Genomic DNA, 19,907 nt, shown 5'->3' on the forward strand with positions numbered 1-19,907 from the left:
CCCAGCCCGGCGCGACCCGGGTCGTCGGGCCCGCCGGCCGGCTCGACGCCTGCCGGTCCGGAGCCCGTCGAGGTGGAGCCCACCACCGGCGCGCCGGTGGACGCGGTGCCGCGGCGGGTGCCGGTCCGGCAGCAGGGTCGACAGCAGCGGGACCGCCGGCCCGACGACACCCTGGACGACGACGGCGCCGCGTTCTGGGCACCGATCGAGCAGGTGCACTGGGACGGCACCCCGGTCCGCAAGGACCCGCCAGCGGAGCGGTTTCGCGGCTTCCGGCTGGCCCGACGTCGAGCCCCCGGCCGCACGCCCCGACCGCCGGATCCGCTGCCCGGGCTCACCGCGCTGGTGGTGCTGAGCCTGGTCGCGGCCTTCTTCGCCTGGGTCAGCGCCGGCCCGTTCTGGCTCGCGGTCGGGCACGCCCGAACGGGCACTGTGGTGATCGACAACTGCTCCGGCGGCGGGCTCACCCAGCGGTGCCGGGGGATCTTCACGGCCGCCGACGGGCGGTTCATCGCCCATGGTGTCCGGGTCAGCGGCGTGCCCGTCGAAGGGAGCGCGGTCGGTACCCCGCTGCCGGCGCGGATGACCGGCCCGGACAGCGGCACCGCGTACGCGGACGTCGGAGTGGGCCGGCACCTGCGGTGGCTGCCCGGTCTGCTGGTGGTGCTGGCCTGCACCACCGGCATCATCCGGTGGACCGGATCGGCCCGGCTGCCCGGTCGCCGGCACCGCCGCTGGGCGGTGGCCACCGCCATCGCCGGCCCCACGCTGATCACCGTCGGCTTCCTGGTCGCGGCGTGGTGATGCCGCCGTCCGGCGAGCCGGACCAGCTCGGTCAGCTGTGCACGATCGTGTAGACGTCCCGGCGGCGCAGGGCGTACTCGGTGGCGACCTCGGTGATGGCGTCCCGGCGGGACCGGCCGGCGGCCTCCCGCTCGGCGACGGCGGCGCGCAGGGTGTCGTCGTCGGGGCGTTCGGCGGCGGTCACCGGAGCCCCGGCCACCACCAGGGTGATCTCTCCGCGCGGGTCTCCCTCGGTGGCCCACCGGGCCAGCTCGCCAAGGGGGCGGCGGAGCACCTCCTCGTAGGTCTTGGTGAGTTCGCGGCAGAGCGCGGCCGGCCGGTCCGCCCCGAACGTGTCGGCCAGGTCGGTGAGTGTCGCCCCGATCCGGTGCGGCGCCTCGAAGAAGACCAGGGTGCGCTCCTCGGCGGCGAGCGCGCGCAGTCGGGATCGACGGCCGCCGGGGGTGCGGGGCAGGAAGCCTTCGAAGCAGAACCGGTCGCACGGCAGCCCGGAGACGGCCAGTGCGGTGGTGACCGCGCTCGGCCCGGGGGCGACGGTGACCGGGGCTCCGACATCCAACGTGGCCCGGACCAGCCGGTAGCCGGGGTCGGAGACGCTCGGCATCCCTCCGTCGGTGACCAGTGCCACCACGTACCCGGCGAGGATGGCCTCGACCAGCTCGGGGGTGCGCCGCTCCTCGTTGCCCTCGAAGTAGGAGACGATTCGACCGCCGACGGTGAGGTCGAGATCGCGGGCCAGCCGGGTGAGCCGGCGGGTGTCCTCGGCGGCGACCACGTCGGCGCTGATCAGCACCTCCCGGAGACGGGCCGAGGCGTCGGCGGGGTTGCCGAGCGGAGCACCGAGCAGAATCAGGCGCCCAACTTCGGACATTTCACCCACGGAATCGTCTCCTTCATTGACTGGCTATACCGGTATCAGGGACGACGGACGCCACCGGACCCCTTGGCAGCCTACGATCGCCGGGTGACGAGTGCGTCGACAGCGCAGAGCCCGAGCGCCGATCCGGACAAGATGATCCAGGTGACGGGTGAGGCGAGTGCCCCCCAGGAGCCGACGGCACCGAGCGCCGAGGGTGGCGGGGTGTCCGCCGCGCTGCGGCGACGGTTCGCGACCGTCGACAGCCAGGTGGACCGGTTCTCCTGGCTGGCCACGGCAGTGGTGGTGGCCATCGCGGCGATCCTGCGCTTCGTCGGGCTGTCCAGCCCCACGGGCAAGATCTTCGACGAGACGTACTACGCCAAGGACGCCTACGGGCTGATCTCCCGTGGCGTGGAGTGGAACTACAAGGACAACGTCCCGTCGTACGTGGTGCACCCACCGCTGGGCAAGTGGTTGATCGGCGTCGGCGAGTGGGCCTTCGGCTACCAGGACGCGGATTCCAAGGTCTCCGTCCCCGGGCACCTGATGACCACCGCGCCGGAGTTCGGCTGGCGATTCTCGGCGGCCGTGATCGGCACGCTGTCGGTGCTGCTGCTGGTTCGCATCGGGCGGCGGATGTTCCGCTCGACGGTGCTCGGCTGCGCGGCCGGCCTGCTGCTCGCCCTGGACGGCTTCCACCTGGTGCTGTCCCGGACGGCCCTGCTCGACATCTTCCTGCTCTTCTTCGTACTTGCCGCGTTCGGCGCGCTGGTGCTCGATCGGGACGCCCGCCGTCGTCGCTGGGCACGGGCTCTGGACGACGGGCTCGATCCGAGCCAGCCGGGCCGTGCCGGTCGGCCGGCGACCGGTTGGCGCACCTGGCCGTGGTGGCGGCTGGCGGCCGGCGTACTGATCGGCTGCGCCTGTGCGGTGAAGTGGAGCGCCCTGTACTTCGTACCGGCCTTCGCGCTGCTGGTGCTCCTCTGGGAGGTCGGCGTCCGCCGCTCGGCGGGGGTCCGCCGGCCCTGGCGGGACACCCTGGTCGACGAGCTGCCGTGGCTGGTGCTCGCTGGCGTGCTGATGGTCGGCACCTACCTCGCCACCTGGTCCGGTTGGCTGATCACCGACGACGGTTACTACCGGCTCGCGTCGTCCTACCCGAGCGCCCCGCTCAGCGACCGCCCGGTGATCGGCCCGCTGATCAACCTCTTCGAGTACCACCGCGCGGCGTACGGCTTCCACGCCCAGCTCGACGACGCGCACAAGTACCAGTCGTGGCCGTGGCAGTGGTTGCTGTTGGGCCGGCCGGTGGCGTTCCACTACGCCAGCAACGGCGTCTGCGGCGCGCCGACCTGCGCCTCCGAGATTCTGCTGCTCGGCACCCCGCTGCTCTGGTGGTCGTTCCTGCCCGCCCTGGTGGCGCTGGTCTGGCTGGGTGTCGCCCGTCGGGACTGGCGGGCCGGCGCGATCCTGCTCACCGTGGCCGCCGGCCTGCTGCCGTGGTTCTGGTTCGCCCTCGACGGCCGGACGATGTTCTCGTTCTACGCCGCGCCGGCGGTGCCGTTCCTGGTGCTGGCCGTGGTGTACGTGCTGGGCGCGCTGATCGCGCCGGCCGGGGGTGAGGTGGGTGCGGTGACACCGCTGGTGCCCGGTGACCCGAGTTATGAACGCCGGCTGGTGGGCAGCATCGCGGCGGGGGCGTACGTGTTGCTGGTGGCGCTCTGCTTCGCGTACTTCTATCCGATCTTCGTCGGCCGGGTGATTCCGTACTCGGACTGGCTGTCCCGGATGTGGCTCGACGGTCGGTGGATATAAGCATCGACAGGCGCCGCGCCGCGCCGCGCGACGGAAGAAGGGCCCGCACGCTTGCGCGTGCGGGCCCTTCTGCACAAAGACGCGCGCCCCGATCGCCTGCCACGGGGGAAGCGGGCGATTGGGGCGCGCATGAAGAGCTTAACCACCGCGCACCACCGGCACAACGGGTCAACTTGGGTCAGATTTCCGACGGATGCTGGCCGAACCGACACCGCCCCTCTCACAGTTGACCGAGGGTGACCCGGCGTGGACCCAGAGCGCGGGCGCGGCCGGCAGAGATGCTCCCTGACCCGCCGTAGGCGTCTGTTCCGCACCCCTCCACCCAAACGATCATCCAAAGTGGATCTCACTACACTGCGGTCGTGATCAACTTCAGACGATCGACGGCGGTCCTTCTCGGACTGCTGGCGACCACCGCGCTGGCCGGGCCCACCCCGGCGCAGGCCGACGAGGAGCTGGCGCCCGAGCCGCCCCGGGTCGAGCTGGTGCTCGACGTCAGCGGGTCGATGCGCGCCGCCGACATCGACGGACGCACCCGGATCGCGGTCGCCCAGCAGGCCTTCAACGAGGTGGTGGACGCGCTACCCGAGGAGACACAGCTCGGCATCCGGGTGCTTGGCGCGACCTACCGCGGCAAGGACAAGAAGGTCGGTTGCCAGGACACCCAGCAGATCGTGCCGGTCGGCCCGGTGGACCGGACCGCCGCCAAGGCGGCGGTGGCGACACTGCGGCCGACCGGGTTCACGCCGGTCGGGCTGGCGCTGCGCTCCGCCGCCCAGGACCTGGGCACCGGGGCCACCACCCGGCGGATCGTGCTGATCACCGACGGCGAGGACACCTGCGCTCCGCCGGACCCGTGCGAGGTGGCCCGGGAACTGGCCGCCCAGGGCACCAGCCTGATCGTCGACACCCTCGGCCTGGCCCCCGACGAGAAGGTCCGCCGGCAACTGCTCTGCATCGCCAGCGCGACCGGCGGGACCTACACCGCCGCGCAGAGCGCCGAGGAGCTGACCGACCGGATCAAACAGCTCGTCGAGCGGGCCGGCGACACGCACACCCGGGCGCCGACCGTGGTCGGCGGCGCGAACGCCTGCGACTCGGCGCCCCTGCTCGCCCCCGGCGTCTACGCCGACCGGGAGGCGTTCTCCGAGCACCGCTACTACCGGGTGCCGATCCGCCCCGGGCAGGAGCTGCGGGCTTCGGTGAGCATGGCGTTGGACCGAGCCGTCAACCGGGACTACGGGGTGCTGCTGCGGGCCACCGCCGCCGACGGCCGGGAACTGGTCCGGGGCGCGGACGCCGGCAGCGGACGGGCCGACGTGCTCTCCGCCGGGCTGCGCTGGTCGGCCACCGCCGACGACGACGAGGATGCCGCCGAGACCGAGGAGGGCGCCACGCCGGTCGTCGAGCCCACCACCGTCTGCCTGGTGGTGAGCAACTCCTTCGCCCCTCGTCCCGGCACCGCGGCGACCCCGGGCATGCCGGTGGAGTTGACCATCGACGTGGTCGCCGCCGCACCGGCGCCGGACGGACCGGACCTCGGCCGGGGCTGGGTGCTGCTCGCCCTGCTCACCATCGCCGGGCTCGTCACCGGTCTGCTCGCCGGCCTGCTCACCCGCTGGTGGGTCGCCACCTGGAGGGAGAACTGATGCGTACCGCACTGTTCCGGTCGATGGCGGCGCTGCTCGCCGCCGGCGGGGCCGCTCTGCTTCCCGCTGCGGCCGTCGCCGCCCCGACCCCCTCCCCGGGTGCCACGCCGGTGAACCGTGCCGGCACGTCGTTCCTCACCGCCACCCCGATCACCGCCGGGCAACCGGTACGGGTGGACGCCTCGATCGGCGACCACCTCTACTGGTCGTTCCCGGCGACGGCCGGCCAGGTGCACGAGATCACCGCCACCGTGACCTTCCCGAAGGGACGCAGCGGGGCCTCCACCTGGACGGTGGACGTCTTCGACGGGCTACGCCGACGCCAGGCGTGCACGGCGGGAGCACAGACCCCGACCGTGGACCCGAAGGCGTCGAACGTGGTGCTGGGCTGCACGCTGCGCGAGGTGCGGCCGTGGGCGGAGCCCTGGTCGGCCGACCCACTGCCCGGCACGTACGTCATCCGGCTCTCCGTGATCGACCTGCCGGAGCCGGATCTGGGCGCGCCGATCGACGTCGACCTGCTGGTCGGCACCATCGCCGACCGGGGCGCCTCGGCTGACGACGGCGAGTTGGCCGCCCCGCTGGTGCCGAACACCAAGGCCGGCACGGTGCTCAACGCCGTACCCCCGGTGGACGCGGAGACCGACGACGAGGGCGACTCGCTCACGGACTGGTTGCCGGATCTCGGCTCGCGCTGGGTCTGGACCGGCATCGGCGGCGCGCTCGCCGCGGTCGCCGGCGTGTTCGGCTTCGCGGTGACCCGGCGGCCTCGACGTCGCTGAACGCCCGCGCTGGTGGCCCCGCCCGGCGGCGGGGCCACCAGCGGCTCAGCTACGCCGGGGGCCGCGCGGCAACCAGCCGATGAACCGGTCCTGGAGCGACATCACCGGGGCGGCGCGCAGATCTTCGGTGGCAGCGGCGAGGCAGGAGCCCAGATAGACGCTGAGCATGGCGCGATCACCCCCGTACTCCGCCAGCAGCTGGGCGCGCTTGGTCGCGCATGGCCACTCGTCACCGCAGGAGCCGCAGCTCCAGCAGGGGGTCTTCGGGGCGTGCTCGTCAGCCCGCACCCCCGGCCGTTCCGCACCATCGGTCATCGCACGTCCTTCCAGATGTCCACGGGGCTGGCGGCTACCGTGCCGTCCAGCATTGATGGTGGTCCCCCCGGAGCCATCAGGAAGGGCGCCGCGCGTCCCTCCGGTGATACATCTTTGCGGTACTTTCGGCGGTCGTGGGAGTCGGAAAGTTGACGGTTGACCCGATGCGCTGTTCCTACCGACCAGTAGGTCACCGGAATGCATGACCTGCTGCCATCGACGGTCGCGGTAGCCATCGCGGGGCCGGAGGATTGGACGGGCGAGTTGCTCCCCGCTGAGCAGGCATGTCTCGGCGATCGGGCGGCGCGGACCCGCCGGCGGGATTTCGCTGCGGGGAGGATCTGCGCCCGCAGGGCGTTGCGCGACCTCGGCCTGCCGCCGACCGCCGTGCCGGCCGCCGCCGACCGCGCGCCGGTCTGGCCGGCCGGGGTGGTCGGCAGCATCACCCACACCGCCGGCTACTGCGCCGCCGCCGCGGCGCACACCACCGACATCCGGTCCGTCGGGATGGACGCCGAGCAGCACCGCGAGGTCAATCCGGGGGTACGCAGACTCGTGCTGCTGCCCGAGGAGGAGGAGGCCTGCGCGCGGTTACCCAGCGGCACCTACTGGCCGGTTGTGCTGTTCAGTGCGAAGGAGACCGTCTACAAGGTGTGGTACCCGATCGTCCGCGGCTGGTTGGACTTCCACGACGCCCGACTCGACCTTGATCCGGACGCCGGCACGTTCACCGCCCGGATCGCGCCGGCCCGGGTGGACGCGGCGGGGGTCGACGACCCGCCGGCATCGATCACCGGTCGCTTCGTGATCGCGGACGGGCTGGTCCGCACCGCCGCCGCGCTTCCGCTGCGCTGACCTCGTATGGCTACTCACAGCAACGAACGGAATACCTGTCCACAATGGCGCTCGGTGATCGACCCACCACCATCCATGCTGGCCAGTGCAGTGAAACCTCCCCCATGGTGGAAGCCCTCCGGCGTGGCGATCGGGCACTGCGCCACCCACGGTAGCGTCGAAGGGTTCCCGCACCGCACGTACCGATGCGTCAAGGAGTACGGTGAGCCACCCCCACCCCCAGCCCTCCGCCGGGCCGCAGGACCCCCAGCAACCGAACCCGCAGCCGCCGACCCGTACGTTCGCGACGACACCGCAGCCGCCGTTCTCGGGGGCTGCGTACCCGGCGGCCGGCGGGTACCCGAACGCTGGCAGCGGATATCGGGCACCCGGTGGCCCGGGCTACCCGATCATCGCGCCACCACCGGTGCAGACCGACCGCTCCAAGAAGTCCGCGGTGGTCGTCGCGGTCACCGTGGCCGTCTTCGCCCTGCTCTCCTGCGCCGGCGGCATCGTGGCGGTCGTCATCGGCGCCAATCACGCCTCGACCACGGTGAGCGAGGCAGGGGCCACCCCGTCGACGCCGCCGCCGGTGGACGGCGACACCCGCGACATGTCGCCGGGCGACACCCTGATCGTCAACAGCGAGGCCGGCACCGTCGAGATCACCGTGACGAAGTTCAGCAGCGCCACCAAACCCTGCAAACGCCAGGGGCTGAAGCCCGGCGAGGGCATGTACGTGATCGCCGACGTGACGGTGGCCGTCACCAAGGGCATCGCCTCCACGAACCCGCTCTTCTTCCAGTGGGTCGCCGCCGACGGCACCAAGACCACCGCGATCGGTGGGGCCCTCTCCGGCTGCGGCGAACCGATGCCCGCCAGCGACGACCTGACCGCCGGCACCAGGCACACCGGCAGCGTGGTGTTCGACGTGCACGACACCTCGGGCGCGTTGGAGTACCAGGACCAGTTCGAGACCGCCGGTTCCTGGAAACCGTGAACGTTCCGGGCGCGGGGTCGGCCCAACCGGCCAGCCCCGCGTTCGGCTGGGCCTACCGTGCCCACGCCTCCTCGGCGGTGACCACCGGCTGGCCGGTGCGGGCCGATTCTTCGATGGCGAGGCTGATCAGGTGGTCCTGGCAGGCTTCGGCGAGGGAGTACGGAGCCGGGCCCTCCTCCCGCGCCCACGCCCCGGCGCGGGCGACGATGTCGGCCACCGCGATGTCGTCGTCGGACATCCCGCTGCCGACGAACGGATTGCGATAGACCACGTCGCCGTCGAAGCTGATGTGCTTCAGGTCGAGCCCCTCCAGGTTGAGGTCGAGGCCCGTCTGGCGACGCAGTAGGCGAGACTCCACCGGCGTGGTCGGGTCGATCAACCGGACGACCCGGTCGTCCACCAGCTCACCGCGCGAGCCCCGCACCACCAACCGGCGGGTACGCAGCGGGTTCCACCACTGGTTGTCGGTGAAGTCGTACAACCCCATCCGCCCACCGAAGTCGATGGTCGCGAGGGTGGTGGTGAGCTGCTGCGGGGTGTCGTCGCCGCTCCAGCCGGCGGGCGAGAGCGGGTTGGCCAGCGGCGCGACGAAGGTGCGGGCGCTCACCTCGGCGCTCTCCTGCCCGACGCCGAGCAGGCCACGGATCAGCGAGACCGCGTGGTACAGGTGGGTCGAGGAGATCTGGACCGAGGTTGGTTCGCCGAGCACCCCGGCGCGGACCAGCGCCAGCCGGGCCGCGTGCCCGGGCATCAGCAGGTACTGTTCGGCGACCTGCACCAGGCCGCTGTCTCCGACGTCGGCCCAGAGCGCGCGCAGCCCCGCCAGGTCGGGGGCGGGCGGCGTCTCCGCGAGTACCGGTACGCCGGCCGCGACCAGCTCCCGGGTCGCGTCGGGTGTCACCGACCACGGCACCGACACGATGACGAAGTCCGGCCGTTCGTGGGCGAGCAACTCCGCCGTCGTGCGGAAGGTCCGTACGCCCCACTCGGCCGTCACGGCAGCTCCCCGCGATTCGGTACGCGTCACCACCCCGGTCACCCGGAAGCGCTCCGGCAGCAGCCGGGCCAGGCGAAGGAAGAACTCGCCTCGCCAACCACTGCCGACGATGCCGAACCGGGTCTGGGCCACCGAAGTCATCTGGGCTCCTCACGTAGAGGTCCGGATGCTAACCGTTCTTCTTCACTCAGGTTGTGCTGGTGACAATCGACCCGTTGCGAGCTGTACGGCGGGTGTACCGCGTCCTCTTCGCCAAGGATCTCCGTACCGAGCAGGTGACGAGCCTCCGGACGGCCTGGCGGACACCGGCGGGCGGCACGGGCGCGTCCGCCGCGAGCGGTCGACGTGAGCAGGGTGGCGCCCGGATCACCTGGGACCTGCCGAACCCTTCTCCTAGACGATCTATTCCGAGGTTTCGGTGAGCGGAGGTGGTGGTGCGTCTGATGGTCGAAGACCGTGCCGGCGACGCCGTCCGAGGCGGTTGACCGGGTAGATCTTGGACACTTTCCGTTAGCTGCTAACGGAAAGTGTCCAAGATTGCCAGCGATGGCGGGTGGAACGGCCCGCGGGTCGTGCCGCATGGGAGCGTCTGGTGCCTGTCGCAGCCGGAGGTCAACTCGCCGCGACACGTCCCCGACCGACGGACGTCGGCGGTCAGGTCCCTTGAAATAGATCGTCTAGGGGCGCCGGAAGCACCGGGTGTTCAGTACGATCCGGATCCAGGCGATCTCGGGGGTCAGCAGCTGTGCAGAGGGACGACCGGCTCGTACCGGAGGGCGGCACCGAGAATCGCGTCAACCGCTACCGTCGCTTCGGCGCCGCAGCGGCGTGCGTACTGGTCGCCCTCGCGCTCGTCGGCGGCATCGTGCTCAACCGCCGCACGCCAAGCCGGGCCACGACGCAGCTCGCGAACGCCACCACGGCACCGCCCGCGGTGCCGGCCATCGAGTGGAACGCCGCGATGGTCGCCCGTGACGACACCACCATCACCGTGTACGCCACCCCGGGCGACCGGCCCTGCAAGGACTCGATCAGCCGCAGGCCACGATCACCGAGCAGACCGCCACCTCGGTCGTCATCGCGGTGAGCGGTCGCATCATCGAGGCTCCGGACTGCACTGCGACCACTGGCCAGCGGGTGCCCGTCGTCGTCTCACTTCAGCAGCCCCTCGGCGGTCGGATGCTCCGCGACGCCGCCAGTGCACTGCCACCACCGACCTTCTCCGACCGCGAACTGCCGGATCTGGCCTCCGACAGGAGGTGGAGTCCGCATCCGAGTCACTGCGATGAGGGCTGGTGTCAGGGGTACAACGGCCCGAACGGCTCCACGCTCTCGGCGAGCGGTGGCCGCGCAGTCGGAGGGGAGCGTCCGTCAGCCGTCGGCACCGTCTCCATCGGCTCACGCGAAGGCACCATCACCGGCACCGGCACCTCCTGGCAGGTGCAGTGGCAGGTCGGGGACACGACGTACGCGCTGAGGCTGACGCCCCCCGAAGGCGAGACTCTCAGCCTGAAACAGCTTCGGGCCGAACTCACCAGGCTGCAGTGGAGCTGACCTCGCGACCGCGGGAACAGCCGCGTCTGCCCGCAGCACAAGATCCAAAAAGGCCGTCTCCCGGCATGGGAGACGGCCTTCTTTCAGGGGTGGAGCTGAGGGGATTTGAACCCCTGACCCCAGGCATGCCGGAGCTCGGCGACGACGACCGCATCGCCTCCCAGGTCTCCCTCGACGCCTCGGGCCTCGAGCGCACCCTGCATGTCCTGGAGGGCATCGCTGCCGAAGGCAAGGAGTGGATCACCCACGAGAACCGCCGGGAACGGGCGGCGGAGCTGATCATGGAGCGTGAGCAGTGGGACGCGACGTATGGGTCGTTGAAGACCTACCGCGAAGAGGTGGCGCTGCTGGACGAGAACTCAGGGATTTCGGAGCAGAAGATCAGGGCCGGGCTCGGTGCCCGAAGCCGATGACGGGCTGCACGTGGGCCGCCACGGACAAGCGGACGGCGGACCCCGACCCGGCGCGGATGCTCGCACTGGTGCCGTCGCCGCCGGAGGCGAGCGCCCCGGTCAGCCTGTCCGTGGGCCGGCAACCTGCCACACGGCACTGACCGGCATTGCGCGGAGCCTGTCGCCAAACGGCAGTGTCGAGGTCCCGGTGTAGAGGACGATGCCGGCGATGAAGTCGTCGCCGAGGCGGTCGGCGAGTCGGCGTAATCCGCGGAAATCGTCGGATCCAACGGTTGTGGCTGCCTTGACCTCAATCCCGACCACATGCCCGGATCTGTTCTCGAGCACCGCGTCGACCTCGTACCTACTCTGGTCGCGGTAGTGAGAGAGGTCGGCAGACTGCTCCGACCAGGTGAGCTGGCGGGACAGCTCGGACAAGACAAATGATTCGAGCAATGCGCCGAACGATGCGCCCGGCCGGAGCAGTGCGCGGGCGTCGGTCGCGATCTCGTTGGCGGCGATACCCGAGTCGACAAAGATCAGTTTCGGCGCGGCAGTTGAACGGGTGCCAAGATTTCGGGACCAACCGGGGATCCGCTTGATGAGGAAGATCTCTTCCAGTGCCTGGAAGTATCGTGCGATCGTCGGGCGGCTCAGTCCGAGGGCGGATTCGAGGGCGTTGGCGGCGATGATGGTCGCGGATCTGGCGGCGAGTAGGCGCACCAGCTTGCGCAGCTCGCCCTTGTGCTGGATGTCGGACAGTTGTCGCACATCGCGATCGATGAGCGCTTGGACATACGCGTCAAAGAACCGTTGGCGGCGCCGTGGGTCGACGCGGTTCGTGGCCTCGGGCAGGCCGCCTCGCACGATCCTGGCCGCGTAGTCGGCGCGGGTCACGTCCGACTCGTGTCGCAGTTCGGGGCCGAGCGCGAAGACCGCGTCGACGAATCCGTCCGGCTCACCGTCGAGTTCACCTTGTGAGAACGGCCAGAGCTCGACGGTTTCCATCCGGCCGGGCAGCGCGTCCGGGGCAGCCACCATGCCGAACAGCCGCGATGAGCCGGTGAGCAGATAGCGGCCGGGACGAACGTCCTCGTCGACGGCCGCCTTGATGGCCAGCAGCAATTCCGGAGCGCGCTGGATCTCGTCGATCACCAGCAGTTCGGCGGAGTCCACGAAACCAACCGGGTCAGCGATCGCCGCAGCCCGGTCCTGCGCCCGGTCGAGATCGCGGCGCTCGGCGAGCCGGTCGCCCGCGACGATGCGAACCAGGGTGCTCTTGCCTGCTTGGCGTGCTCCGCTGATCAGCACGACGCGGGTGTCAGCGAGTGCTGCGTCGACCTGCGCGGCGGCGTGGCGGGGTATCAAGTGCGGTGTGGGCACGAGTCATGATAACCGGCGGGGTTACGATCTGCGGGCAGGTCTGCTTTCGATCTGCGGCTCGGCGATGTTCGGTTCGCGGGCCTGTGGCGTTCGATATGCGGCGGCACACTGATCGGCGAGGAACATCGTCGGACCACCACAGGGCTCGGCCGCACTGACTTGCCGCAGTCTTGGTCAACTGGCGGTGAGCACTCTGATGTTGCTGAACGTCACGGACAAGCCGACGACGGCCGTCGTCGGACGGGTGGTCTTGCGGACCCTGTGGCCCGTGCCAGCCAGCAGGAGGTAGCGACCGGTTTCGCGGACGTCCAGGTCCGGTTCGATAATCCGCCAGAGGTTCTTTACGTGCCGGTGGATCGATGCGCCGCGGATCGGTGCTGGCGTCAGCGATTCAACGCCAGGAATGCTAGCGGTCAAGTTCTCTCACAACCGGGACGCACCTGTAGCTAGCAATTACTTCAGCATCCAGCGAACCACGTCTTATGGACGCACAGCGCCCGTCAGAGTTGACGGGCCGGAGCTATGAGCCGCACGGTGACGCACATCGTGGGGGCACTCGACCGCTGCGTAACCTCACGCTTGGGGCCACCGACTCCGTCGAACTCAGCCGTTCGGCTCGAGTTCTGCCGCCCCTGTGCCGCGGTCTGGGGCTCCGTCCGGCGGTCAAACGACGGTCAAACGATCAAAGGGCGAGTTCCCCGTCATCCGGAAACCCGCCCTTGACCTGCTGTTTCTTGGTGGAGCTGAGGGGATTTGAACCCCTGACCCCCTCGATGCGAACGAGGTGCGCTACCAGTCTGCGCCACAGCCCCCCGCCGGCGAACCGGCTTCGGTCCCACCCGGCTTACACCGGGCGGGCCGGCAGCAAGGCTAACAGGTCGGCGCCCCGCACCGCGAATCCGCCCCCTGCCCGGCGCTCCGCCCCACCCGAAGATCGACTCGGGTTCCCGAAAATCGCGCCGTCCCGGACGCCGCGACACCCCGACTCCCAGAAACCCGAGTCGATCAACCCGGCCAACTCGGGCAAGGACCGGCGGCGCGGGCCAGGACCGGCGGCGCGGGCCAGGACCGGCGGCGCGGGCCAGGACCGGGAGCGCGTCAGGCGCCTCGGCCGGCCTCGTAGGGGCGGCCGCGGAGGCCACCCGACCGCCGGTACGAGACCGATCCACCGTTGACCGCCGCCGGCAGGTCTCCCGGCCGGTCCAGGCCCATGGCGGCTCGGCGTACCCCCTCGCGCTGGGCGGCCAGGCGACGCTGCGCCTCCCGGCGAGCCGTGGCCCGGCGGGCCTGCTCCCGGCGCACCTCGGCCTGCCGGGCGGCCAACCAGGCGGCCTCCCGGGCTCGGGTGCGGCGGCGGCGACGCCCGGCGAGGGCCCGACCGCGCAGGTGGACGACGTACATGGCGAGGAGCAGGAAGGTGACCCCGAAGCCGACCCAGAAGCCGGGGCTGACGAAGAGCACGCCGATCAGTTCGACGACGTTGAGGAGCAGCAGGGCGGCGAGCACCCGGCGACGCCGGTAGACGGCGGGGGTGTGCTGCCGGCGCGGTGGCGGGCGGCGACGGGACCGCTTCGGTGCGGGAGGCACGGCGCGCAGTCGACCGGAGCGGCGGGCGGCCGGGGGTGCGGAGACCGGCGCGCTCAACGCACCGGTAGCCGCATCCTGGCTGAGGGTGACGACCAGTGAGCGCGGAGGGTGGACGGGGCGCCGTCCCGGCACAGTGCGGCGCCGTCGGCGGCGCTGGAGCACCCGCGCCGTCGACTGCGCCCGCTCCGCCACCAGCCGCTCGGTGGCGTCGTACCGGCGAACCAGCGCCGGGGCCAGGGCGAGCAGGCCGGCGGCGGCGAGGACGGCGAGGAGCACCGAGGTCGGCACCCTCACCCCTCCCGTCACCGAATTCGAAGCACCCGCTCTCCGACCGCAGGATCTTCCATCAATCGCGCCTGGGCGCGTGGATCGTCCGGCTGGGGAGCGCTTGCCGCAGCTTGCAGTTACTTGAGGTTACGGCGCACCGACCGGGATGCCACCGCGCCGCGCCGATCCCGTCCGTGGGACGGCTCACCGAGCGGCGGCGCGTACCCGGTGCCAGCGGGCCAGCAGGCCACCCTCGGCAGCGATCTCCTCACTCGTCATCGCGTACCCGATGTGGTCCCGCCACGCGCCGTCGATGTGCATGTAGCGCACGTGGTACGACTCCTCGCGGAAGCCCAACTTCTCCACCACCCGCCGGGACGGCCGGTTCTCCGGACGGATGTTGACCTCCACCCGGTGCAGCCCACCCGGACCGAACGCGTGGTCCACGGCGAGCGCGAGCGCGGTCGGGATCACGCCTCGGCCGGCGACCCGTGCGTCCACCCAGTAGCCGACGTAGCCGGAGCAGAGCGCCCGCCGCACGATGCTGCCCACGTTGATGTGCCCGACCAGCCGGTCCCGGTCGGCCTCGCGCAGGCAGACCGCGAACGGCATGCCCTCACCCTCCCGGGCCGAGCGGCGCTGGTCACGGTGCACCCAACGGAACGCAGCCGGCGAGTTCATCTCGTCCCAACCGCCGGGCAGTGACGACTCCCAGGGTGCCAACCAGGCGCGGTTGGCCCGCCGTACCTCCGACCACGCGGCCGCGTCGGAGCGCCGGTACGGTCGCAGCAGCACCGGGCCGTCGGCCAGCTCCACCGGCCAGCCCGGTGACCGCGCGGGTCCGAAGAGACTCACCCGCACAGTCTCCCGCGCGGGACCGTGTCGCGCGCAAGTGGCCCCGCCGCGTTCACCGCACTTGTCCGACGGCAACCCGGCGCGGGTCGCGAGCGGACCGGCCGGGACACGTCACCGGCGGCGGTCCAGCAGCAGGACGTCCACGGTGGAGCCAGCCGCGGCGGTGGTGACCCGCTCGCCGAGCACCAGCAGCCCGTTGGCCTCGGCCAGTCCGGAGAGGGTGAACGGCCCGCCGCTGAGCGGCTGGACCGTGTATCCGCCCCCGCGCCGCTCGGCGACGTGGGCGGGACGGAACTCGCGCAGCCCCGCCGGGGACGACACGGTCTCCAGCAGGTGCGCCCGCACGCTGGGGCGGAACACCGGCTCAGCGCCGGCGAGCAGTTGAATGGCCGGGCGGGCCAGCACCTCGAAGCCGATCAACGCGGCGCCCGGGTCGCCGGGCAGGCAGACCACCGGCACCTCCTCGGCGCCGACCGTGCCGAAGCCGAGCGCGGTGCCGGGGTAGAGCGCCACGTCGGTGAACGTGACCGGCCCGGCGCGCCCGCCCTCGCGGCGGGAGAGGATCCGGCGCACCATGTCGCCGGGGCCGGTGCCGGTGCCCCCGGTGGTGATGATCAGGTCGGCGCGCAGCGTCTGGTCCTCCAGCAGCCCGCGCAGCCCCTCCGGGTCGTCGTCGCAGATGCCCACCCGGTACGCGAGTGCCCCCACCTCGGCCGCGGCGGCGGTCAGTGCGTGCGAGTTCGCGTCCACCACCTGGCCGGGCTGACTGCCCCGGCCCACGTCGACGAGTTCGTCACCGGTCGCCACGATCACCACCCGTGGACTGGGCCGGACCACCACGTGCCCGATGCCGGTCGCCGCGAAGACCGCGACCAGGGCCGGGGACACGTACGTGCCGGCCCGGGCGAGCAGCGCCCCGGCGGGCAGCTCCTCACCGGCGCGGCGTACCCCGTACCCCCGTTTGGGGGTGCGGAAGATCTCCACGGCGGCCATGCCCTGGTCGGTCCACTCCACCGGGACCACCACGTCGGCGGCGACCGGCAGCGGCGCCCCGGCGGCCACCGAGAAGCACGAGCCCGGGGTGAGCCGGACCGGCCGCCAGCTCGCGGCACCGAGATCGCCGACCACGTTCAGCCGGATGGTGCGACCGCCGCGCGTGCCGGAGGGGGCCGGGATGTAGCTGGGCCCCCGGCCCCCTCCGGAAATGTCCTCCCAGCGCGCGGCGTAGCCGTCCACGGCCGCCTGGTCGAAGGCCGGGAAGGCGTGCGGCGCGACGACGTCCTCGGCGAGGACGTTGCCGTGCGCCTGGGTGAGGTCGAGGTCGAGTGGCGGCAGCGCGCGCAACCTGCGCAGCACGCTGCCCAGGTAGTCGGCGAGCGGCGTCAACTCGTTCGCGGCCGCCTCGGCGTCGGCCGTCGCGGTCATGTACCAGATCCGCCTGCCGCGTCGGCCTTCACGAAGTCGGCCAGCCAGGCCCGGAACTCGGTGCCGAGGTCGTCGCGCTCGGCGGCGATCTGCACCACCGTCTGGAGGTACCCCAGCGGCATGCCGGTGTCGTAGCGGGTGCCCCGGTAGACGATCGCGTGCACCGGGGTGCCCTCGGTGCGCAGCAGCTCCATCGCGTCGGTCAGCTGGATCTCGCCGCCGCTGCCCGGCTTGGTCCGCCGGATCGCGTCGAAGATCTTGCCCGGCAACACGTAGCGGCCGAGCACCGCGAGGTTGCTCGGGGCGTCCTCCGGCTGCGGCTTCTCCACCATGCCGGTCACCTTGACGACCTCGCCGATGTCGGTCAGGTCGGCCTCGGCCGGCTCGACGGACGCGATCCCGTACCGCTTGGTCTCGGCCGGGTCGACCTCGAAGAAGGCGAGCACCACACCGCCGGTGCGGGCCTGCAACTCCAGCATCGCCGGCAGCAGCGGCTCCGACAGCTTGACGAACTCGTCGCCGAGCAGCACCGCGAAGGGCTGGTCGCCGACGTGCGACTCGGCGTACCCGACGGCGTGGCCGAGCCCGAGCTGCTCGGGCTGCCGCACGGTGTAGATCTCGGCCAGCTCGCTGGGCCGACGCACGGCGGCCAACCGCTCGGAGTCGCCCTTCTCCTCCAACCTGGCCTCCAGGTCCGGGCGACGGTCGAAGTGGTCCACCATCGACGTCTTACCCCGACCGGTGATCAGCAACACGTCGCCGATGCCGGCCTGCGTGGCCTCCTCGACGATGTACTGCAATACCGGCCGATCCACCACCGGCAGCAGTTCCTTGGGCACCGCCTTGGTGGCCGGCAGGAACCGGGTGGCCAGTCCGGCGGCCGGGATGACGGCCTTGACCGCCAGGGGACGGCCAGTTGCGGCGACCGTTGATGAGGGGTTCGCTGAGTGCTCCGACATGCCGCGAGACTATCGGCCACGGCTCTGCCGCGGCGGGTGTGGCCCAGAAGACGCGCCGCCACCTGACCCCGGCCGTGCCGCGTCCGGGCCGGCCCGCGCCCCGCCCGCCGCGCTGTCCGCGGTGTCGTCGGCGGTGTCCGGGCGGGCCTGCGCCGGGCCCGCCAGCGACGATTCCGGTACGCCCACAGCAGGGTCGGACCGGGCGGATCCGCCCGGCTCCCGGATGGCCTGCACCGGCTGGCCGGCGCGCGGCAGCCCGTCGGGTGGGCTGACCGCACAGGCGAGCACCGGGATCTCCCGGGTCGGCAGATCCGAGCGCACCTCGGCGACCCGGTACGTGTCACGGCCCGCCGCCTTGGCCGCGTAGAGCGCGTCGTCGGCGGCCTCCAGCACCTCCCGCCCGGTGCTGCCGTGGTCCGGGAAGACGGCGATGCCCACCGACACGGTCACCAGGACCGGCCCGGCGTACGCCTCGACGGCGATGGGCGTGTCGCGTACCGCCGCGCCGAGCCGCTCGGCCACGATCGCCGCGCCCCGCGCGTCGGTCTCCGGCAGCAGCAGCACGAACTCCTCACCACCCTGGCGGAAGGCCAGGTCGACCTCACGGATCTCCGCACGCACCCGCCGGGCGAACTCGGCCAGCACGGTGTCCCCAGCGGCGTGCCCGTACGTGTCGTTGACGTTCTTGAACCGGTCCAGGTCCAACGCGAGGACGCTGAGCATCCGCCCGAAACGGCTGGCCCGTTCCACCTCCCGCCGGATCGACTCACGCAGGTAGCGGTAGTTCCACAGCCCGGTGAGCGGGTCGGTGAGGGAGAGCCGCTGCGCCTCCTCGTGCACCCGGACGTTGTCCACCGCCACCGCCGCGTGCCCGGCGAAGGTGCGCAGGGTGGCCAGGTCGTCGTCGTCGAACTCGTCGGCGCCCAGCCGGTCGTAGAGGGCCAGCACGCCGAGCGCGGCCGCCGCGCCGGCCTCGTCGGCCGACCCCGAGGGTGGGCCGAGGGTGGCGGTGGTGGTGCCGCCGGGGGCGGCGAACGGAACCGCGACGTAGGTGCGGCAGCGCGGCTCACCCGTTGGCGCCTCGGTCGGCTCCGCCCTGCCGCGCTGCGGTTCCCCGGTGGCGGCGACCTCGCCGACCACCCCGACGCCGACCGGCACCCGGAGCGTCTGCGGCCCGTCCGCCTCCTCGGCCGGCCAACGCCCGTCCAACCCCTCGGTGCACTGCGCGACGAGCACCCCGCCGGTCTCCACCAGCAGCACGGCGCCGGCCCGCGCGCCGGTGGCCCCGATGGCGCTACGCAGGATCACCCGCAGGATGCGTTGCAGGTCGTGGGTGCTGGCCAGGGTGTCGCCGAGCACCGCGAGGTGACCGCGCAGCTGGTCGCGGTTGCTTGTCAACGCGGCGACGTAGGAGCCGGTCTCCCGGGTCATCCGGTTGAACGCGGCGGCCAACCGCCCCAACTCGTCGCGACTGCGCACCGGCACCCGGGCGGTCAGGTCGCCCTGGGCCACCCGGTCGACCGCGCCGGCCAACTCGGCCAGCGGCCGGGTGGTCACCCGGGCGAGCCGCCAAGCGGTCAGCACGGCGAGCAGCCCGGCCAGCACCACCACCCCGGCCAGCGTGGCGTGCAGACCCGGTGGCCGTTCACTGGGCACGGAGAGCACCAACGGCAGCGGCTGCCGGTCGGAGGGTCGGAGCCGGCGCACGTACCGGCCCTCGTTGGTCTCGGTGACCTGCTCGCCCCGGACCGCGACGGCGGCGGCCAGCACCGCGTCGCGTACGTCACGGGACTCGGTCGTGTGGGTGACCCCCGCGGCGCTCGCCCCACTGTCGAGCAGGGTGACCGCCACCCCGGTCACCGCGGCCAGCCGGGCCACGAAGGCCGGGTCGACCAGTTGCGCGGCGGTCACCGTGCCCAGCGGGGCGCCAGCGCGATTGTGCAGGTCGACCTGGGCGGCCAGCGCACGGACCGGGCTTGTCGAACCGTCGGTCGAACCCCCGTTCGTGCCGTCGGTCGAGCCGGCGCAGTCCTGCCACGGGGTCGACGGCGCACCGGGTGAGACGTAGCTGACCCGGCCGGCCACGTCGGTGATCAGCACCGCGGCGGCCAGGCCCCGGCCGACCAGTTGCGTGGCGGCGACCGGCGGATCGGCGCTGAGCGCCACCGCGTCGGCGGTGGCGCGTAGCTGCTGGCAGAGCGCGTCGACCGAGGTACGCACGGCGGACGCCGCCACAGCCAGTCGGTCGGTGGAGCGGCTACGGTCGACCGCCGCGACGGTGGAGGCGACGAAGAGCGCGCCGAGCAGGACCGGCCCGAGCACCACCACGAGGAAGGCTGCCGTCAACCGCCCGCGTAGCGTCACTCGGTCCCCCCGGAAGTTCCGCCTCCGTTGCTTGCGATGCTGACACAGTGCAACCGCGGGAGAGGC

General features: G+C 72.1%; 18 protein-coding genes, 1 tRNA gene and 1 pseudogene. 9 read left to right on the top strand and 11 right to left on the bottom strand.

Annotated features, from left to right (window positions below; genetic code table 11):
- Positions 1 to 804, top strand: an 804-nt coding sequence (locus ABZU52_RS06760; protein ID WP_354970108.1) for a hypothetical protein, incomplete at its 5' end; no start/stop codon positions are given.
- 31 nt (positions 805 to 835) lie between these two features.
- Here the strand turns inward: ABZU52_RS06760 and rsmI are convergent.
- Positions 836 to 1,684, bottom strand: coding sequence for a 16S rRNA (cytidine(1402)-2'-O)-methyltransferase (rsmI, locus tag ABZU52_RS06765; protein ID WP_354970109.1), 849 nt, complete (start codon positions 1,682 to 1,684; stop codon positions 836 to 838).
- An 84-nt stretch (positions 1,685 to 1,768) separates the two neighbouring features.
- Between rsmI and ABZU52_RS06770 the strand changes: the two genes are divergently transcribed.
- The 3 genes from ABZU52_RS06770 (at position 1,769) to ABZU52_RS06780 (ending at position 5,909) form a co-directional block, all read left to right on the top strand.
- Entirely contained in the window at positions 1,769 to 3,478 is a 1,710-nt protein-coding gene (locus ABZU52_RS06770) for a phospholipid carrier-dependent glycosyltransferase (RefSeq protein WP_354970110.1), read from the top strand.
- A gap of 362 nt (positions 3,479 to 3,840) precedes the next feature.
- The gene (locus tag ABZU52_RS06775; protein ID WP_354970111.1) at positions 3,841 to 5,127 is read left to right on the top strand and encodes a VWA domain-containing protein; all 1,287 of its coding nucleotides are present in this window, start codon (positions 3,841 to 3,843) and stop codon (positions 5,125 to 5,127) included.
- Entirely contained in the window at positions 5,127 to 5,909 is a 783-nt protein-coding gene (locus tag ABZU52_RS06780) for a peptidase (RefSeq protein WP_354970112.1), read from the top strand. The genes ABZU52_RS06775 and ABZU52_RS06780 overlap by 1 nt, the downstream gene beginning before the upstream one ends.
- Before the next feature lie 45 nt (positions 5,910 to 5,954).
- On the opposite strand, the gene ABZU52_RS06785 is transcribed toward ABZU52_RS06780, so the two are convergent.
- Entirely contained in the window at positions 5,955 to 6,224 is a 270-nt protein-coding gene (locus ABZU52_RS06785; protein WP_354970113.1) for a hypothetical protein, read from the bottom strand.
- 198 nt (positions 6,225 to 6,422) lie between these two features.
- Between ABZU52_RS06785 and ABZU52_RS06790 the strand changes: the two genes are divergently transcribed.
- Together ABZU52_RS06790 and ABZU52_RS06795 are read left to right on the top strand one after the other, a co-directional pair.
- Positions 6,423 to 7,079, top strand: a complete 657-nt coding sequence (locus ABZU52_RS06790; RefSeq protein ID WP_354970114.1) for a 4'-phosphopantetheinyl transferase superfamily protein — start codon at positions 6,423 to 6,425, stop codon at positions 7,077 to 7,079.
- Positions 7,080 to 7,281: 202 nt separating this feature from the next.
- Positions 7,282 to 8,058 (top strand): DUF4352 domain-containing protein, encoded by a 777-nt coding sequence (locus tag ABZU52_RS06795; RefSeq protein ID WP_354970115.1) that lies wholly within the window; start codon positions 7,282 to 7,284, stop codon positions 8,056 to 8,058.
- 52 nt (positions 8,059 to 8,110) lie between these two features.
- Here ABZU52_RS06795 and ABZU52_RS06800 read toward each other — a convergent pair whose 3' ends face one another.
- Positions 8,111 to 9,196, bottom strand: coding sequence for a Gfo/Idh/MocA family oxidoreductase (locus tag ABZU52_RS06800; RefSeq protein WP_354970116.1), 1,086 nt, complete (start codon positions 9,194 to 9,196; stop codon positions 8,111 to 8,113).
- A 604-nt stretch (positions 9,197 to 9,800) separates the two neighbouring features.
- Here ABZU52_RS06800 and ABZU52_RS06805 point away from each other — a divergent pair.
- The 3 genes and pseudogenes from ABZU52_RS06805 to ABZU52_RS06815 all read left to right on the top strand — a co-directional run.
- Positions 9,801 to 10,142, top strand: a complete 342-nt coding sequence (locus tag ABZU52_RS06805) for a hypothetical protein (RefSeq protein WP_354970117.1) — start codon at positions 9,801 to 9,803, stop codon at positions 10,140 to 10,142.
- Positions 10,143 to 10,234: 92 nt separating this feature from the next.
- Complete coding sequence (locus tag ABZU52_RS06810; RefSeq protein ID WP_354970118.1) at positions 10,235 to 10,609, top strand: hypothetical protein; 375 nt, start codon at positions 10,235 to 10,237, stop codon at positions 10,607 to 10,609.
- 158 nt (positions 10,610 to 10,767) lie between these two features.
- A pseudogene (locus tag ABZU52_RS06815) lies at positions 10,768 to 11,022 on the top strand (hypothetical protein); the annotation flags it as partial.
- A gap of 99 nt (positions 11,023 to 11,121) precedes the next feature.
- Here the strand turns inward: ABZU52_RS06815 and ABZU52_RS06820 are convergent.
- From ABZU52_RS06820 to ABZU52_RS06855, 8 genes are all read right to left on the bottom strand, one after another.
- The gene (locus tag ABZU52_RS06820; RefSeq protein ID WP_354970119.1) at positions 11,122 to 12,384 is read right to left on the bottom strand and encodes an ATP-binding protein; all 1,263 of its coding nucleotides are present in this window, start codon (positions 12,382 to 12,384) and stop codon (positions 11,122 to 11,124) included.
- A gap of 174 nt (positions 12,385 to 12,558) precedes the next feature.
- Positions 12,559 to 12,801 carry a hypothetical protein gene (locus ABZU52_RS06825; protein WP_354970120.1) on the bottom strand — a complete coding sequence of 81 codons (243 nt, stop codon included), beginning with the start codon at positions 12,799 to 12,801 and terminating at the stop codon, positions 12,559 to 12,561.
- A gap of 318 nt (positions 12,802 to 13,119) precedes the next feature.
- Positions 13,120 to 13,196, bottom strand: a tRNA-Ala gene (locus tag ABZU52_RS06830).
- Positions 13,197 to 13,482: 286 nt separating this feature from the next.
- The gene (locus tag ABZU52_RS06835) at positions 13,483 to 14,265 is read right to left on the bottom strand and encodes a hypothetical protein (protein WP_354970224.1); all 783 of its coding nucleotides are present in this window, start codon (positions 14,263 to 14,265) and stop codon (positions 13,483 to 13,485) included.
- A 177-nt stretch (positions 14,266 to 14,442) separates the two neighbouring features.
- Positions 14,443 to 15,093 carry a GNAT family protein gene (locus ABZU52_RS06840; RefSeq protein WP_354970121.1) on the bottom strand — a complete coding sequence of 217 codons (651 nt, stop codon included), beginning with the start codon at positions 15,091 to 15,093 and terminating at the stop codon, positions 14,443 to 14,445.
- A gap of 111 nt (positions 15,094 to 15,204) precedes the next feature.
- Positions 15,205 to 16,518, bottom strand: a complete 1,314-nt coding sequence (gene glp / locus ABZU52_RS06845) for a gephyrin-like molybdotransferase Glp (RefSeq protein ID WP_354970122.1) — start codon at positions 16,516 to 16,518, stop codon at positions 15,205 to 15,207.
- Positions 16,515 to 17,477 carry a UTP--glucose-1-phosphate uridylyltransferase gene (locus ABZU52_RS06850; protein ID WP_354970123.1) on the bottom strand — a complete coding sequence of 321 codons (963 nt, stop codon included), beginning with the start codon at positions 17,475 to 17,477 and terminating at the stop codon, positions 16,515 to 16,517. The genes glp and ABZU52_RS06850 overlap by 4 nt, the downstream gene beginning before the upstream one ends.
- A gap of 9 nt (positions 17,478 to 17,486) precedes the next feature.
- The gene (locus tag ABZU52_RS06855; protein ID WP_354970124.1) at positions 17,487 to 19,841 is read right to left on the bottom strand and encodes a diguanylate cyclase; all 2,355 of its coding nucleotides are present in this window, start codon (positions 19,839 to 19,841) and stop codon (positions 17,487 to 17,489) included.
- Positions 19,842 to 19,907: the final 66 nt, after the last annotated feature.

It is taken from the genome of Micromonospora sp. NPDC005220 (assembly GCF_040607895.1).
Taxonomy (GTDB): Bacteria; Actinomycetota; Actinomycetes; order Mycobacteriales; family Micromonosporaceae; genus Micromonospora.

Coding starts and splice junctions, on each gene's coding strand:
- ABZU52_RS06780 (WP_354970112.1), top strand. CDS start 5,127: ATGCGTACCGCACTGTTCCGGTCGATGGCGGCGCTGCTCGCCGCCGGC.
- ABZU52_RS06785 (WP_354970113.1), bottom strand. CDS start 6,224: ATGACCGATGGTGCGGAACGGCCGGGGGTGCGGGCTGACGAGCACGCC.
- ABZU52_RS06790 (WP_354970114.1), top strand. CDS start 6,423: ATGCATGACCTGCTGCCATCGACGGTCGCGGTAGCCATCGCGGGGCCG.
- ABZU52_RS06800 (WP_354970116.1), bottom strand. CDS start 9,196: ATGACTTCGGTGGCCCAGACCCGGTTCGGCATCGTCGGCAGTGGTTGG.
- ABZU52_RS06810 (WP_354970118.1), top strand. CDS start 10,235: ATGCTCCGCGACGCCGCCAGTGCACTGCCACCACCGACCTTCTCCGAC.
- glp (WP_354970122.1), bottom strand. CDS start 16,518: ATGACCGCGACGGCCGACGCCGAGGCGGCCGCGAACGAGTTGACGCCG.
- ABZU52_RS06850 (WP_354970123.1), bottom strand. CDS start 17,477: ATGTCGGAGCACTCAGCGAACCCCTCATCAACGGTCGCCGCAACTGGC.